We start from the raw sequence: 16,045 nt of genomic DNA on the forward strand, positions 1-16,045 counted from the left end.
CCTACAATACGCAAGATGTTCCCCTCCTGATGACTACTTTCGCTCTACCCTATCCATAGCCAACAAAGCAACACACCAAACTTTGCCTACAAACTTCATTTCAAGCATTACCTACCGTCAAGCATAGAGCTTCATAGACAGTGACCACCAATAAAAATCGACCTAACTTCTTCTATTGATTTCATAGTAACCCAAAAAAACCGCTCCCGACCAACAGCGCCAGCATCACTGCTGGCGCTGCAGTTCCCCTCAGAAAAACCACCTCACCCTAAGCACGAAGCCCAAACTCCCCATGTACCACATTCCCATCCCGCTCAAGGTTATCCATATAGTCGGCATACCACTGCAGCATCTCACGCCGTCCATCCAGATACTTCGCATGGTTGTAGGTACCACGGATGCTGTTCTTATCCACATGTGCAAGCTGTGTCTCAATCCAGGCCGAGTTATAGCCTTGCTCATGCAAGATGGTACTCATGGTGTGCCGGAAGCCGTGGCCGGTCAGTCGCCCCTTGTAACCCAACAGCTCGATGACCTGATTGATGCTTTCCTTGCTGATTGGCTTACGCTGATCGTTCCGACCAATGAACACCAAGGGATAGCCGCCAGTCATTGGCTTGAGAGAGTTGAACAACTCGATAACCTGCGTTGATAATGGAACGACATGCGGTCGCTTCATTTTCATCACTTCAACCGGTATGTTCCACAGACCCTTGTCGAAGTCGATATCCTGCCAACGCGCAAATCTCAGCTCCTGGGTTCTTACCCCCGTCAGCATGATGATCTTGGTTGCAGTTTTAGTGATGACACTGCCAGTGTAACCAGATAGGTCTTTAAGGAAATGTGGCAGTTCCTGAGCCGTCAGGAAGGGAAAGTGCTCTTTCTTAGGCGTTGCCAGAGCGCTGGCGAGATCGGGAGCAGGATTGTAAGTAGCTCTGCCAGTGATGATGGCAAAACGAAATACTTCTCCGCAGCGTTGGCGAACCTTACGCATTTTCTCCAGCGCTCCGCGCTTCTCCATTTTGCGCAGTGCTTCCAGCAACTCCATCGGCTTGAGATCGGCAATCGGCCGCTTGCCAATATAAGGGAAGATGTCTTTTTCGAAGGTATCAATGATTTCATCACGGTAGCGCAGTGACCAGCGGTCGGCTTTAGCCAGATGCCACTCGCGGGCAACGGCTTCAAACGTGTTCTCCGAATTCAGTTTCTGTGCAAGCTTCTCAGCTTTTTTGGTTTCACCAGGATCGTCACCTGCAGCCAGAATCTTTTTAGCTGCATCGCGTTTGTCACGGGCTTCTGCCAGAGATACATCGGGGTAAACGCCAAAGGCAAGACGCTTCTCTTTCTCGCCGTAACGGTACTTCAATCTCCAGTAACGAGAACCACTGGTCTTTACTTCAAGGTAAAGCCCTCCTCCATCGAAGAGCTTGTACGGCTTGTCTTTTGGTTTAGCGGTTTCAACTTGTCGGGCTGTTAGCTTCATAGGGGGCACCTCAAAAATGGGGGCATCACCAGTGCCCCCTATGGTGCCCCCAGACTACACTTGATTTGGGTAGACACGAGTTGACATCAGGAGAGCGAAAGTGGCTTAAGTTACGGGTATTACAAGGGATTTATTGACGTTAGTGGAGTTCAGAATACATCGAATGGCGAAAGATCACAGGAGTCGAACCTGCCCAGGACCGCTGGCGGCCCCAACTGGATTTGAAGTCCAGCCGCCCCACCGGGGACGAGGATCTTCCTCTGGAAACAGGAAGCAAGTCGCAGATTATAGCGCGAATCCCCCTAGCTGCTAAGAGGGAATTCATGTTTCCGCGATCCCCTTCGTACACTTGCTCTCCCGCACAAAACTCCCGCCTTTTATCTGCTACCCTAGCCGAGCCCGGGTTATTAACCCGTACATTGCTGGAGATGCTATGACCAAGAAAGTTGCCGTCCTGCTGAGCGAAGGATTTGAAGAGGCCGAGGCGGTTATCGTGATCGACGTGTTACGTCGTATGGAGATAGAGGTAGAGCTGCTGTCCTGCCAGGATAGGCTGGAGCTGCGCAGCTATCACCAGATACGTATGTTTGCCGATGCTCTGTTGGAACGCCGCATGGACCAACTGTACGATGCCGTGGTGATCCCCGGTGGGCCGCAGGCTACCGCCGCAATGGCGGAAAACGAGCTGGTCGTGGAGTTTATCCGCCGCCACGATCGTGCCGCCAAGCTGATCTGCCCGCTGTGTTCTGCCGCTGCTCGCGTGCTGGCTGCCAACAAACTGCTGCAAGGCCGCCGTTATGTCTGTTCTGGCGATCTGCATCAGGAGATCGAAGATGGTACCTACGTGGCTGAAAGGGTTGTGGAAGATGGCAATCTGATCAGTGGCCAAGGGTTGGGGGCCGCGTTTGATTTTGCCTTCACCGTGGCCTACCGCCTGACCGGCGATCGCACTACCACGCAAGAGCAAGCCGTACATATCTATCACGAAAACTGGCAAGCCCCACAGGCAGTGCATTAATCGCTACTGCTGCTAACTAGGCGCGGCACAGTTTGCGTTTTCCGGCTCCGATGCCGAAAGCGAAAATTGTTACCGCGCTTTCTGTTTTTTACGGCTACTCCTCGGTATTCAGGTACAACGTTTTGATCCCGCTTTTGCTACGTTTTGCGGCAACCAACGCATAACAATGACCTGTAACTGTTTTACCAGATTAGGCGAAGCCGTGGTCAGTAATACCACGATCATCTGCACGCCGGTAAAAATCCCCCCTAACCGGCCCATCATTTTTTAACCACGAAAAAGAAATGCGGGAATAAGCTGCACCTTTGGCGAAAGTTATTCAGATTGATGACATCATGGCTATTCTTCTGAATTTTTCGGGGCAAATATATTCGATCGTAGGGTCGAAGTCAGTTGAAGTAACCATGACGTAGCCAATACCTCTTCCCCTGTAATAGTCGGTAGTCCATAATTACACCATGCAATGCCTTCACGGGATCTATGCTAAAAAAGAGAGGGAATTCTTTATGGGTATGCCACAAACAAAATCTGAGTTAATTTCATATCTTAATAAAAACATCGGTGATTTAATAAATGTCCTGAATACAGGTTCGCCGGAGCTTGCCTCAGATAAATCAATGGAGAGATATGCAAAAAATAATAACGTCAGCTTAAAATCAGTATCGGAGTGAAATGATTATAATGAAAAAGAAAAACAACACGCCAACGCCCCACGATGCCACATTCAGACAGTTCCTGACCCAGCCAGAGGTTGCCCGTGATTTCATGGAACTACACCTCCCGGCAGAGCTGCGTGCCATCTGCGACCTTGACACCCTGAAACTGGAATCAGGCTCCTTTGTGGAAGATAACCTCCGCCAGTACTTCAGCGACGTGCTCTACAGCCTGAAAACCACTGCTGGGGATGACGGTTATGTCCACGTGCTCATCGAACACCAGTCCACCCCGGATCAGCACATGGCTTTCAGGCTCATCAGGTACGCAGTAGCGGCCATGCAGCGCCATCTGGACGCGGGCCACAAAAAGCTGCCTTTGGTAATACCGATGCTATTCTATACCGGTAAGCGCAGCCCATACCCCTATTCCACCCGGTGGCTGGATGAGTTTGCTAACCCAGAGCTGGCCGGTAAACTTTACAGCGCTGCTTTTCCGCTTGTCGATGTCACCGTCATCCCTGATGACGAAATCGCAGGCCATCGCAGCATGGCGGCTCTGACACTACTGCAGAAGCACATTCATCATCGGGATCTGGCGGAACTGGTGGATAGGCTCGCTCCCATCCTACTGGCCGGATATCTCTCTTCATCACAGGTTGTATCGCTGGTACACTATATTGTACAGGCGGGCGAAACGTCAGACGCCGAAGCATTTGTACGCCAACTGGCACAGCGAGTGCCGCAACATGGGGACACACTGATGACCATCGCACAACAGCTTGAACAGAAGGGCATTGAGAAGGGCATTCAGCTTGGTCGGCAGGAAGGGCATTCAGAAGGCGAGCGCGATGCTACGCTGAAAATTGCCCGCACCATGCTGCAGAACGGTCTCGATCGCAATACCGTCATGAAAATGACCGGTCTGACCGAAGACGAGCTGGCACAGATCCGCCACTAATCTTATTAGATCAATGTTCTAGCCTTACTGTCGGACCTTGCCAATATCTGAATAGTCGCAAAGGTACTATTTTTAGTGGGGCTATTACCTGATGATATAGCAAGGTTTGGCAAATAACGGCGAAATGTAGAATTGCCGCGTAGCCTCACCGCTAGAATATTACGCAAAATTGAAAGTAACGCGTTTAATTAAAATGAACAACCAATAATGGCAGGGTCTTATATCTCCCCTAAAAGGGGTGATTCGCTGTATTTTATTTGTCACCGTCATAAAAAGCCTCCTCCCAAGGAGAAGGCTTTGAGATAAAAGAGCCATTCACTGTTGCAGTAACGCCTTCATTGTTACCGCGCTTTCTGTTTTTTACGGCTACTCCTCGCTATCAAGGTACAACGTTTTGATCCCGCTTTTACTGCGTTTTGCCGCAACCAGTGCATATAACGGGATGGTGAGCATCATCATCAATACCCCCCAGAACATGGCATTGCCTCCCGATCCGAACAGGGCAAACAGACTGTAGAGAATGCCAATCACCGCCAACGTGCAGTAGAAAATGAAGGCCCCGCCCTTATTCAAGGATTTGGCCACCATGATGATCGGTAGCGCGACCAGCGCATAGATATAGGGCAGTAAAGAGGCAAACACCGACATCAGCACAATCACCTGAAACTGTTTTGCCAGATTAGGCGAAGCCGTGGTCAGTAATACCACGGTCATCAGCACGCCGGTAAAAATCAGCCCCTTCATCGGTACATCGTTTTTGTTCACCACGGCAAAGAATTTCGGGAATAGCCCCTGCTTCGCGCCAGCTTTTGGGGCTTCAGACTGCAAGATCAGCCAGCCAGAGATCGAGCCGAAACAGGCGATAATGCTCAGTGCGGAAACCACTTCCCCGGCAAATTCACCAAACATATAACGAGCGGCGTCGGCAAAGGGGGCGGCGGAATTCACCAATTCACTATGCGGTACCAATCCCATAATCACCGAACAGCTGGTGACATAACACACGGCGGCAATCAGCAACCCCAATACCGTCGCCTTGGGCACGGTGGACTCGGGGTTTTCCACCTGCCCGCTGGATACCACTGCGGATTCCACACCCAGAAAGCCCCACAAAGCCAAAGATGCGGCGGAGAGGATTGCCGAAGCGTCGCTACCCTTGGTGCCATTATAAACTTCGGTGAACAACGCGGGTTTGAACCAGAACCAGCCAATAAAACCGATGCCCAATACCACCACCAGCATGCAGCAGGCGGTGAATGATTGGGAGCGCCCGGCTACCCTTGCCCCCAAAGAAGCCAGAGCGATAAACCCCCAGAGGATAACAATGGCGGTGATAGAGCTGACAAGCGGATCTTTGAGAATGGGGAAGAAATAACTCAGGTAACCCACACCCGCCACCAGCAGCGCCACGTTACCCACCCAGGCGCTGATCCAGTAACAGATGGTGGTCTGAAAGCCAATAAATGGCCCAAACGCGTCGCTGGCATAGGCAATAATGCCGCCATCACGCGGTGTCACCATGCTGTTCTTGGCAAACACCAGCGCCAAGGCAATCACGCCGACAATGGTAATCACCCAGCCAAATAAAGAGATAGACCCGATGCCCGCCAGATTGGTTGGCAGCATAAAGACCCCGGATCCCATCATGTTAGAGGCAGTCACCAACGTCAGGGCGACCAACCCCATTTTTTTTACGGAGGCAGTATTAACAGAAGCCATGATATTTCCCATCATTATTGCGTTGATACAAATCTTGAAGAGGGTGCGGATCGCACCCATGGGGATAATGCGCAGGCCGATTAACGCATGGTGGAAACAGGAACCTTGTCGGCAGCGCTGGCAGGCGTTTCTTTTATGCACCGTACCCAATAAGTGCCGTTCTCATCCACTTCCACCCCCTGCAGTTCATGTTCAAAGCCGGGGAAGCGCTGGCCGAAGGTCTGCAAGGCCACCAGGTAATCGACGATGGCCCGTGATTCTGACGTCACCTTTTCACCCGGCATGATGAGCGGAATGCCCGGTGGGTAAGGGGTTATCATCACGCCCAGCGTGCGGTTGTTTATGTCGGCAGCCTTGACCTGCTCGGTTTGGTCGGAGATCAGGCATTGATAGGCCTGGGAGGGGGTAAGAACGGGGATGGCCTCTGCAGAACAGGCAAGCTCCAAAAGCTCGGCAATTTTCAGCTCGATATTGGCCTGATGGATCGACCGGCATAAATCACCGATGCCCATGTTGTGATAGGCGGGGAAGCTGGCCGCAACCTGCGGAAGCACCAAGGTCAGCGGGGTATTCTCGTCATAGTGATGTTTAAATATCATCAGCATGTCGATCAGGGTATTCCATTTGCCCTGGGTAGAACCCAATGCAAATAATACCAGAATGGTGTAGTCGCCGTTGCGGGCCGGGATAATACGCTGGGTATCCAGGAATTTTGCCACTACCGGCGCGGGGATGCCGAAAACATTCATCTTTCCTTGCGCGTTCAACCCAGGGCAGGTAATGGTGACCTTGATGGGATCCAACATCGCATAACCTTCCGGCAAATCGCCGAAGCCATGCCATGCCTCTCCCGCTCGCAGCTGCCAGCAGGTGGGATCGTTGGCTAGCACCTCGTCGGCAACCTGGGTGAAGGGAACCTTTTTGCCCTCCTGCAGCAACGTGCTCGGCTGCCAGACATCGAAGAACCATCCCTTGTCACTTTTTTCCGCTTTGAGCTTGTCTGCGACGGTCACCAGCGTCTTGCGGAAGCTGATAGCGTCGTGAATAGCTTCATCGACCAATGTCTTACCGGCTTGCCCCTCCATCATGGCGGTCGCCACATCCATCGAGGCAATAATCGGATAGAACGGTGACGTGGTGCCGTGCATCATAAAAGCCTGGTTGAAAATGTCGTAATCCACCGGCGCACGCTTGGAATTGCGGATATGTATCATCGAGGCTGAAGAAAAGGCCGCCAGCATCTTGTGTGTCGATTGCACGGCATACAGCGTTGGGCCGTTGTCTTTATCTTCAGGGACATCCATGGCGAAACGCCCCTGATAGAGGGGATGGAATTTCGCATAGGCATACCAGGCTTCATCAAATTTGATCCGGGGTACCGACTTGGCCAGCGTTTGGGTGACGGCGGTGACGTCATAAATCAGACCGTCGTAAGTGCAGTTAGTGATGATGGCATAGGCGGGGCAGCGGTCTTCTGCCTGATAAGCCAGCACGCTGTCATCAATTTTTTGCTGGATCGCTCTGGCTTCAAACTGATCGGGAGAGATCAAGCCAATAATGCCGAGCCCATTACGCGCAGGCTGGAAATAGACCGGTTTAGCCTGGGTGATGGTCAGCTCATGGTTGACAGACTTGTGGCAATTGCGGTCAACCAGGATGATTTTATCTTTTAAATCAATTGAGTGGCCCACTATCTGGTTAGACTGGGATGAGCCCCCTGTCACATAGAAGGTTTTGTCCGCGCCAAACAGTTTGGCAGCTCGCGTTTCCGATTCGCCCGGCGCTCCCTTATGTTCAAGCCAGTCCCCCATTTCCGGCGTAGAGATACCGATGTCTGCCCGCATCAGGTTTTCGCCAAAGTAATTGATAAACTCACGGCCTACCGGGTGCTTAAGGTAGGCAACGCCCCCTTGATGCCCCGGACAATCCCAATAGTAAGGGCTGTCTAACGCGTAACTTTTTAGCCCGGCGAAGTAAGGCGGCAGCAGGTTCTCAACATACTGGCGTATAGCCAGATGAATGCGGCCAGCAATAAACTTGGGCGTATCTTCGCTGATGTTGATGTACTCATGGATCTCTTGAATCACCTCCGTCGATAAACGCCCTAACAAAGGCACACTTGACGAAAAGAAGATGGGCAACCGGCTGTTTTTAGCGCGGATCACGCGAATTATCTCCTTGATAATGGGAGACCCCTCACCCAGGTTAGCCCCATCACACTCATTAATAATGATACAACCGATACCCGCTTCTTTTCTGGCCATCGCCAGGGCCGTTTCATTGGTTTCCGCGTGGATAAAATGGTAGTTATTTAATGCCAGCACCTCCTTTATCGCATGATAGCTATCATCGACCTGTATTTTATTATCGCGTACAGAAACAATTAATATTGGAAAATCAAGATTGCTTGCATAACTCATTGTATGACCTCTTCTCATCCATGTCATTGAGATATCAACTGGGATGCCAGATGATGAAAGCGAGCATACTCTTGAAGCGCAAACAATAAACTGTACCAAAGGTACAGTTTTGTAGTGAGATGATTAGCGGATGATATAACAGGGTTTAGAAAATAACGGTGGGATATAGAATTGCCATTGCTGCTTTCTGGCAAAAAATATAAACTCCCGTGTGGTTTCACAATGGACTTTCGCCAGAATGTTACTTTTATGGAACTTTACCGTTCTCAGCGTTCTGTTGAGAATACCGGCAATCTCCTTCTCCGCCATGCCTTGTAACAACAGAAAAGCCACGACCCATTCCTTAGCGGATAAAATCTCGGAGGGACAAGCAACGGTTAATTTACCGATGCCGTCACCAGAGACAAAAAAGCGCGGTGTGATAGAGTGCAGTGGCTTGATATGACTGATAATACCGGAGCAATGAGCCTGTTTGTCGTAGTAGGGCATGCGTTCACAATAAAACACGCTGAATATGCGTTTGCTATCAATAGGGAGGATCCCTACTGCCTCAATCTTCCTCACCTCATCAATAACGCGTTGGTCATGGATTGAGATAAAGGGCTTAAAAGGGGCCAGTGCAGAAGGTCTCCCATTTCCTTCCGGTTTTAGCAATAGGCCATATCTGGCATTGGCATACACCGGCTTTTTATGCACGTCCTTTAAACACCAAGCCTCATCACTAGACTCCCACGCAATCAAGATCTCCAAAGGAATAGCAATAGCTAACGAATTTAATTTCGCAATAATACTTTCGGTACTGACACGAGACATTTTCCCACCTTCAATCCTTGGTGCCATTATTCACAATACAAATGGCGACATAGTGTAAAACGCCCAGAGCAGACTACCAGAAAGCCAACCTGAAGCGGCAAGATTGAAAGTAACGTTTTATTAATATACTTACCTGAAAATGACTGCGTCTATATCTACTATGCTTCCACCCAAACGGAGTTACTTAACGTATTCCTTTATCACCGGAATAAAAAAGCCTTCACCCCATCAGGAGAAGGCTTGGCGATAAAGGAAAATTTTACGGTTGTAGCAGGGCTTTCACATCCAGCAAAATAAATTCGTTATCATCCGCCACGTTGGGTTCGCGGCTGGAAGAGAACGGGAAGTTATTGTCGTTCCCCACGATGATATGGCTGCCATCCACCACGTCGACATTCTCGATAGTGAAGAACGGGAAGGTCAGCACGCCGTTATTCAGCGGTTTACGCGCCAGCTTCTGCGGGTCCTGAATGTTCAGCAAATCGATATACGCCAGTTTTTCTACCGGTTTGCCGACGTTGGCGTCGGAAAACGCTATTTTGTAGACCCGTTTGAATTTGGCGATCTGGCTGAAGCAGTTATCCGTTGGCGCGCCTGCCGCACAGGCTTTATCGGCTGTGCCTTCACCATTATCACGTTCGATCACCAGGCCATGATTGGCGTCGATCATATTGAAATCACCGATGGCGTTCTGATTGTCTTCCAACACATACTGCCAGCTGCGGCCAGTCCATGCCTGCTGTTTGACGTCAAACTCCAGCACCCGCAGGTAGCGTTTGCCCGCCACGTTCTCGAACTCTTCGCCATCCCACAGCGCCCCTTCCAACAGGGGATACAGCTTACTACCGTCTGGTGACACCGCCATTCCTTCAAAGCCCTTGGAGCGCGCCACCTGGAAGTTCTGCTTGCCATCCGGCGCACCTGGCAGCGTCAGCGTCGGGTTATCCGGCGATTTCACTACCTTGCCGTCAACCTGGGTATCAAATACCGCCAGCACCTTGCCGTTCAAATCCGCTTTAATCAGGTAAGGGCCAAATTCATCGCCGATCCATAGGGCATCGTCGGCAAACTGGAAGCTTTCCGGGTCGAAATCGCTGCCGGTCAGGTAACGTTTGTCGCTGCTTTCATTGACGATATGGAACGGCACTTTTTTATCGGGATCGTGCAGGAACAGCGTTTTTAGCGGCGTTACCGTGCCTTCCTTGAAATCGATACGGTAATGGTTGAGATACAGCATGGCGTCCGGCGAGTTGGCCTTGCTGCCAAAGCCGTTGTCGGTCAGCACCCAGTAGGTGCCATCCGGCATGTGTTTGATACCGGAATGCCCCTGCAACGGCTGGCCATTGATGGGTAGCCCGATGCCGGTCAGCCGATCGGCAGATTTCCCCGCTACGCTACCCAGTTCGGTGATGCGTTTGCCGCTGGTGTATTTACCGCTCTGTTGCAGATCGGTTGGTGCATCCTGGGGGGCAGTGACGCTGGACTTCACTGGTAATACGGCGTGCCCGGCCAGCACGGCGGGGACTTCCTGAGCCTGCGCCCATAGCGTGGTGCTGAATGCCAGGCAACTGGCCAGCAGTGCCAGGCGGGATGGTAAATTATGCATATTATGTACTCCCTGATAATGGTTTTGCCCAAAGGTAAAAAGCAACGCCACTATAGGGAGCCGTAATGACAGAAATATTATGTGCCGCGTGACCAACAGTGCCGGTACTGCGGTTTCAATAGCCAGCCTCCCCAAAACGGTCGCGGCACTCTTTGGGCGTCATGTCATAGCCTTTCTTGAACACCGAATAGAAGTACTGCAACGATGGGTAGCCACACATCTGGGAAATTTCATTGATGGGCAATGAGGTCGCGGTGAGTAAATTGCGGGCGCGATCGAGCTTTTCTTGGTGGATGGCGTTATGGATCGTCTGGCCGGTTTCATCCTTGAAGCGCTTTTCCAGATTGGAACGTGACATGCCCACCGCATCCAGTACCTGCTCCACCTTGATCCCCTTGCAGGCATGGTAACGGATATAGTGCATGGCCTGGATCACCGCCGGGTCGCGCAGTGAACGGAAATCGGTAGACCGCCGTTCAATCACCTTCACCGGCGGCACCAGAATACGCTGTAGCGGCAGATCACGCTGATCAAGCAGTTGATGTAACAGCTTGGCGGCACGATAGCCCATCTGGCGCGTCCCCTGCACCACCGACGACAACGCCACGCGCGACAGATAGCGCGTCAGCTCTTCGTTATCGATGCCAATCACACAGAGTTTTTCCGGCACGGGAATATCCAGGTGCTCGCACACCTGTAACAGGTGGCGCGCCCGCGCATCGGTAACGGCTATAATCCCGGTCTGCTGGGGCAAAGTCTGCACCCAGTCCGCGAGGCGATTCTGGGCGTATTGCCAGTTCTCCGGCGCGGTTTCCATCCCCTGATACACCACCCCTTGATACTGTTCCGCCGCCACCAACTGGCGGAAAGCCTGTTCACGTTCCTGCGCCCAACGCTTCCCCCCCTCGGCCGGCAGGCCATAGAACGCAAAGCGGTTCAGCCCTTTTTCTTTCAGGTGCATAAACGCCGCTTCCACCAGCGCATGGTTATCGGTCGCGATGTAATGCACCGGCGGGTAATCCGCCTCCCGATGATAAGAGCCCCCGACGCCAACCAGCGGCACCTGGACATTACGCAACAGTTGCTCAATATTCCGGTCGTCGAAATCGGCGATCACGCCGTCCCCCAACCAGTCCTTGATATTATCGATACGGCAGCGAAAATCCTCTTCGATAAAGATATCCCAATCACTTTGCGACGCCTGTAAATACTCCCCAACGCCCTCCACCACCTGGCGGTCATACACTTTATTGGCGTTGAACAGCAGCGTAATACGGTAGCGCTTCTTAAACATGGGGGCTCCCCAGCAATAAATACGGTCACAGCTACAAGTGTAAAGCCGCGCCTAGACCCGGCGTTTGGTCGCGGAATCCATCCACACCGCCAGCAGCAGGATCGCGCCTTTGACGATATATTGCCAGAACGTCGGCACGTCCAACATGCTCATGCCGTTATCCAATGAGGCCATGATAAACGCCCCCATCACCGCTCCCGCCACGCTACCAATCCCCCCCGCCAGGCTGGTGCCACCGATCACGCAGGCGGCGATAGCATCCAGCTCGGCAATGTTACCGGCAGAAGGCGAACCTGCCCCCAGGCGCGAACTGAGGATCAGCCCGGCAATCGCCACCATCAGGCCGTTGATGGCAAACACCGCCAGCTTGGTACGCTCAACGTTAACCCCGGAAAGCCGCGCGGCATCGATATTACCGCCGATGGCATAAATACGGCGGCCAAAGGCGGTACGCGACGCCATAAAGATCCCTGCCAGCATCAATGCGGTCAGGATCAGCACCGGCGTTGGCACCCCACGATAGTCGTTCAGCAGGTAAATCGCCCCTAATACCAGGATTGCCATGATGCTCTGCCGGGTGACATCGCCGCTCGCTGCCGCTACCGGCAAGCCCAGTTGCGTACGTCTACTACGCCGCCGCCACTGCCAGGCCACAAACAGCATCAGACCGACCGCGCCAATGCCAAAACCCACTCCGTTGGGCAGGTAGCTCTGGCCAATCTGTGACATGGCATTGCTGGTGGGTGACACGGTGGTGCCATTGGTAATGCCGATCAGAATACCGCGAAACGCCAACATCCCCGCCAGAGTGACGATAAACGAAGGGACTTTACGATAGGCTACCCACCAGCCATTCCACGCCCCCAGCAACAGCCCCGCCAACAGCGTGACCACAATGGTCAACGGCAGCGGCCAGCCGAACCAGACGTCAAAGATCGCCGCCGCGCCCCCCAACAGCCCCATCATTGAGCCAACGGAAAGGTCGATCTCCGCCGAAATAATCACGAACACCATGCCCACCGCCAGAATGCCGGTGATCGCCGTCTGGCGCAGCAGGTTAGAGATGTTACGGGCGCTGAGATAGGCCCCTTCGGTGGTAAAGGTAAAGAACAGCATGATGACGGCGATCGCCGCCAGCATCACGAACACCTGCAGGTTGACGGTTTTCAGCCCGAACGGCGGCTTTTTTGCCTCCACTGGCGGCAGGCTGGCTTCAGATTGCGTGCTTTTCAACATGTGTTTCACTCCTCAAGGCCGCTTCCATTACCTGTTCCTGGGTCAGATCGCGGTTCACCAGATCGGCTTTAATCTGCCCCTGGTGCATCACCAATACCCGATCGCTTAACCCCAGCACCTCCGGCAATTCGGAGGACACCACAATCACCGCGAGCCCCCGCTGTGCCAATTGATTGATTAACTTGTAAATCTCTTGCTTGGCACCGATATCAATGCCGCGCGTTGGCTCATCCAGAATGAGGATTTGCGGGTTCAGCAACAGGCACTTCGCCAGGATGGCTTTCTGCTGGTTACCCCCGCTGAGACGGGCAATAGCCAGCTCCGCAGAAGACGTTTTTACCCGTAGCCGTGCCAGCGATTGTTGGATAGTTGCCTGCTCCTGTGCATCATCCAGCACCGTCAATGCGCCACTGAAATCCCCCAGCGCCGCCAACGTCATATTGGCCCCCACGCCCATTACCGGCACGATGCCATCGCGCTTGCGGTCTTCTGGCACCATGGCGATGCCATATCGCATTGCCTCGCGGCAGTTGGTGATGGTGGCGGCCTGCCCTGCGATGGTGATCTTGCCCTGCCAACGCCCCGCATAGGCGCCAAACAGGCACTGCATGGTTTCGGTACGCCCGGAGCCAACCAGCCCGGCCACGCCGAGGATCTCCCCACGCCGTAGGGTAAAAGACACATTATCGGCCCGGCGGATATGGCGGTTGACCGGGTGCCAGGCAGTGAGGTTTTCCACCTGCAGGACCACCTCACCGATGGTATGGGGTTCCTGCGGATACAGCTCGGTCAGCTCACGGCCAACCATCATGGCGATGATATCGTCCTCGCTCATCTCCGCCGCAGGCCGGGTGCCAATGTGCTTGCCATCGCGGATCACACAGATAAAGTCCGAGATCGCTTTCACCTCGTTGAGCTTGTGCGAAATATAGATACAGGCGATCCCGTGATCGCGCAGATCCGCAATGATCGCCAGCAACGTGGCGGTTTCACTTTCGGTCAATGAGGCGGTGGGTTCATCGAGTACCAGCAGGCGCACCTGTTTGTTCAAGGCCTTGGCAATCTCCACCAACTGCTGTTGGCCCAACCCCAGTTCACCCACGCGGGTATTAGGGTCAACCTCCAGCTTGACCTGCGCCAGCATGCGCTGGCAGCGCAGGTACATGTTGTCGTAATCCATCACCCCATAGCGGCCCCACTCGTTGCCGAGAAACAGGTTCTCCAGCACCGTCATCTGCTTCACCAGGGCCAATTCCTGGTGAATGATGGCGATGCCTTTCTGCTCGGTATCGCGAATGGTTTTCGCCGTAACAATCTCGCCCGAAAAATAAATATCGCCCTGATAACTGCCGTGCGGATATATTCCGCACAGCACTTTCATCAAGGTAGATTTTCCTGAGCCATTTTCACCGCACAAGGATAATACCTGCCCCGCTTCCAAGTGTAGGCTGACATTATCCACGGCTTTCACTGCGCCGAATTGTTTAGTGATATTTCGCATTTCTAACAGGCAGGGCATTATTCACTCCCCCCAGATGGCATTGCCATTAATTAATATCGGATTGCTTATGGAAACCATCGGCAATAACCGTACTGTCGATATTCGTTTTATCCACCTGTACCGGGGTTAATAACCAGGCCGAAACCTCTTTACTGCCATTATTTAATTTGGCATTGGACTTGGGTTGTTCCCCTTTGCCCAGCTGCACGGCGATATCCGCCGCTTCGTCGGCCAGCTTGCTGATCGGTTTATAGACCGTCATGGTTTGGGTGCCCGCCACGATGCGTTTTACCGCCGCCAGATCGGCGTCCTGACCAGAGATCGCCACCTTCCCCGCCAGCCCTTGTGCAGCCAGTGCCTGAATGGCTCCACCGGCGGTGGCATCGTTGGAGGCCACGACCGCGTCGATATGGTTATTGTTGGCCGTCAGGGCGTTTTCCATGATCTTCAGCGCGTTTTCCGGCAGCCAGCCGTCGGCCCACTGATCGCCCACCACCTTGATCTTGCCGCTGTCGATCAGCGGTTGCAGCACGGTCATCTGCCCCTTGCGGAACAGCTTGGCGTTATTATCCACCGGCGAGCCGCCCATCAGGAAGTAGTTGCCCTGTGGCACGCGCTGCACCAGGCTTTCCGCCTGCATTTCACCCACTTTCTCATTATCAAACGAGATGTAGAAATCGATATCGGCATTGTTGATCATCCGGTCATAGGCCAGAACCTTGATACCTTCACGCTTCGCCTCGCTGATCACGTTGCTCAGCACCTGGCCGTTATAAGGGATGATCACCAGAACATCGACGCCGCGGTTGATCATATTCTCGATCTGCGCCATTTGGGTTTCTTCATTGCCGTTGGCCGACTGAACAAACACATCGGCCCCCAGGGCGTTGGCTTTCTTGACAAAAATATCGCGGTCTTTTTGCCAACGCTCCAGACGCAGGTCGTCAATGGCCATACCGATTTTAATCTGTTGGCTGTAGCCCGGTTGGCTGGCCAGTAGCAGCAGTGCGCAAGCAGAAAGCAAGAGTGGTTTGAATTTCATTTTATAACCCTTGAGTTGTGTAGGGAAATAGTTATCCGTACGCTTTCAAACGGCAAAATTGAAAGGTGACGAGATAAAACACGAAACTTCCCGTGGATTGTTGTCGCTTATGCGGTGTTCAGCAATTACAGATTTTCACCAGTGAATTACGGTTTTTGGTTTAATGTTGATTTTATGATGGCGGTCATGTTTTAAACCTGTGAAATAACCCGCGGCCAATAAAACTGGCCCTTCGTTGAATTATGAGATCCCGCGCACATTTAATAATTCTGTGAATTTAAGTGTGAAATAACGTAATT

The 16,045-nt window shown here is 52.6% G+C and carries 12 protein-coding genes and 1 tRNA gene; 3 read left to right on the forward strand and 10 right to left on the reverse strand.

Going from position 1 to position 16,045, the window contains the following annotated elements; translation table 11 throughout:
* Positions 1 to 268: 268 nt before the first annotated feature.
* Together N6G83_RS43500 and N6G83_RS43505 are read right to left on the reverse strand one after the other, a co-directional pair.
* A complete protein-coding gene (locus N6G83_RS43500; RefSeq protein ID WP_209529058.1) occupies positions 269 to 1,483 on the reverse strand; it encodes a phage integrase central domain-containing protein in 1,215 nt (404 codons plus the stop codon).
* 164 nt (positions 1,484 to 1,647) lie between these two features.
* Positions 1,648 to 1,742, reverse strand: a tRNA-Sec gene (locus tag N6G83_RS43505).
* Positions 1,743 to 1,916: 174 nt separating this feature from the next.
* Between N6G83_RS43505 and N6G83_RS43510 the strand changes: the two genes are divergently transcribed.
* From N6G83_RS43510 to N6G83_RS43520, 3 genes are all read left to right on the forward strand, one after another.
* Positions 1,917 to 2,501 (forward strand): DJ-1/PfpI family protein, encoded by a 585-nt coding sequence (locus tag N6G83_RS43510; protein ID WP_021181316.1) that lies wholly within the window; start codon positions 1,917 to 1,919, stop codon positions 2,499 to 2,501.
* Positions 2,502 to 3,007: 506 nt separating this feature from the next.
* The gene (locus tag N6G83_RS43515) at positions 3,008 to 3,172 is read left to right on the forward strand and encodes a hypothetical protein (protein ID WP_209529054.1); all 165 of its coding nucleotides are present in this window, start codon (positions 3,008 to 3,010) and stop codon (positions 3,170 to 3,172) included.
* 10 nt (positions 3,173 to 3,182) lie between these two features.
* Positions 3,183 to 4,115 (forward strand): Rpn family recombination-promoting nuclease/putative transposase, encoded by a 933-nt coding sequence (locus N6G83_RS43520; protein ID WP_209529052.1) that lies wholly within the window; start codon positions 3,183 to 3,185, stop codon positions 4,113 to 4,115.
* Positions 4,116 to 4,481: 366 nt separating this feature from the next.
* Here N6G83_RS43520 and N6G83_RS43525 read toward each other — a convergent pair whose 3' ends face one another.
* The 8 genes from N6G83_RS43525 to xylF form a co-directional block, all read right to left on the reverse strand.
* Positions 4,482 to 5,834: an amino acid permease gene (locus tag N6G83_RS43525; RefSeq protein ID WP_211134892.1), complete on the reverse strand. Its 1,353-nt coding sequence runs from the start codon at positions 5,832 to 5,834 to the stop codon at positions 4,482 to 4,484.
* A gap of 80 nt (positions 5,835 to 5,914) precedes the next feature.
* Positions 5,915 to 8,281: an Orn/Lys/Arg decarboxylase N-terminal domain-containing protein gene (locus tag N6G83_RS43530; protein ID WP_260524172.1), complete on the reverse strand. Its 2,367-nt coding sequence runs from the start codon at positions 8,279 to 8,281 to the stop codon at positions 5,915 to 5,917.
* 96 nt (positions 8,282 to 8,377) lie between these two features.
* A complete protein-coding gene (locus N6G83_RS43535; RefSeq protein WP_029710806.1) occupies positions 8,378 to 9,067 on the reverse strand; it encodes a helix-turn-helix domain-containing protein in 690 nt (229 codons plus the stop codon).
* A 259-nt stretch (positions 9,068 to 9,326) separates the two neighbouring features.
* Positions 9,327 to 10,673 (reverse strand): esterase-like activity of phytase family protein, encoded by a 1,347-nt coding sequence (locus N6G83_RS43540; protein ID WP_211134890.1) that lies wholly within the window; start codon positions 10,671 to 10,673, stop codon positions 9,327 to 9,329.
* A gap of 115 nt (positions 10,674 to 10,788) precedes the next feature.
* Positions 10,789 to 11,967, reverse strand: coding sequence for a D-xylose utilization transcriptional activator XylR (gene xylR, locus N6G83_RS43545; RefSeq protein ID WP_074030883.1), 1,179 nt, complete (start codon positions 11,965 to 11,967; stop codon positions 10,789 to 10,791).
* Positions 11,968 to 12,018: 51 nt separating this feature from the next.
* Positions 12,019 to 13,203, reverse strand: a complete 1,185-nt coding sequence (gene xylH, locus N6G83_RS43550; RefSeq protein WP_024527305.1) for a xylose ABC transporter permease XylH — start codon at positions 13,201 to 13,203, stop codon at positions 12,019 to 12,021.
* Positions 13,181 to 14,722: a xylose ABC transporter ATP-binding protein gene (locus N6G83_RS43555; protein WP_115160111.1), complete on the reverse strand. Its 1,542-nt coding sequence runs from the start codon at positions 14,720 to 14,722 to the stop codon at positions 13,181 to 13,183. Before N6G83_RS43555 ends, xylH begins: the two co-directional genes overlap by 23 nt.
* A gap of 28 nt (positions 14,723 to 14,750) precedes the next feature.
* A complete protein-coding gene (gene xylF, locus N6G83_RS43560; RefSeq protein ID WP_179248597.1) occupies positions 14,751 to 15,746 on the reverse strand; it encodes a D-xylose ABC transporter substrate-binding protein in 996 nt (331 codons plus the stop codon).
* Positions 15,747 to 16,045 lie beyond the last annotated feature (299 nt).

It is taken from the genome of Serratia sp. PL7, assembly GCF_945957435.1.

What these genes read in the sequence shown, in the direction of transcription:
- xylR (WP_074030883.1), bottom strand. Translation starts at nt 11,967, where the DNA reads ATGTTTAAGAAGCGCTACCGTATTACGCTGCTGTTCAACGCCAATAAA.
- N6G83_RS43520 (WP_209529052.1), top strand. Translation starts at nt 3,183, where the DNA reads ATGAAAAAGAAAAACAACACGCCAACGCCCCACGATGCCACATTCAGA.
- N6G83_RS43555 (WP_115160111.1), bottom strand. Translation starts at nt 14,722, where the DNA reads ATGCCCTGCCTGTTAGAAATGCGAAATATCACTAAACAATTCGGCGCA.
- N6G83_RS43535 (WP_029710806.1), bottom strand. Translation starts at nt 9,067, where the DNA reads ATGTCTCGTGTCAGTACCGAAAGTATTATTGCGAAATTAAATTCGTTA.
- N6G83_RS43515 (WP_209529054.1), top strand. Translation starts at nt 3,008, where the DNA reads ATGGGTATGCCACAAACAAAATCTGAGTTAATTTCATATCTTAATAAA.
- xylH (WP_024527305.1), bottom strand. Translation starts at nt 13,203, where the DNA reads ATGTTGAAAAGCACGCAATCTGAAGCCAGCCTGCCGCCAGTGGAGGCA.
- N6G83_RS43530 (WP_260524172.1), bottom strand. Translation starts at nt 8,281, where the DNA reads ATGACATGGATGAGAAGAGGTCATACAATGAGTTATGCAAGCAATCTT.
- N6G83_RS43510 (WP_021181316.1), top strand. Translation starts at nt 1,917, where the DNA reads ATGACCAAGAAAGTTGCCGTCCTGCTGAGCGAAGGATTTGAAGAGGCC.
- xylF (WP_179248597.1), bottom strand. Translation starts at nt 15,746, where the DNA reads ATGAAATTCAAACCACTCTTGCTTTCTGCTTGCGCACTGCTGCTACTG.
- N6G83_RS43540 (WP_211134890.1), bottom strand. Translation starts at nt 10,673, where the DNA reads ATGCATAATTTACCATCCCGCCTGGCACTGCTGGCCAGTTGCCTGGCA.
- N6G83_RS43525 (WP_211134892.1), bottom strand. Translation starts at nt 5,834, where the DNA reads ATGGCTTCTGTTAATACTGCCTCCGTAAAAAAAATGGGGTTGGTCGCC.
- N6G83_RS43500 (WP_209529058.1), bottom strand. Translation starts at nt 1,483, where the DNA reads ATGAAGCTAACAGCCCGACAAGTTGAAACCGCTAAACCAAAAGACAAG.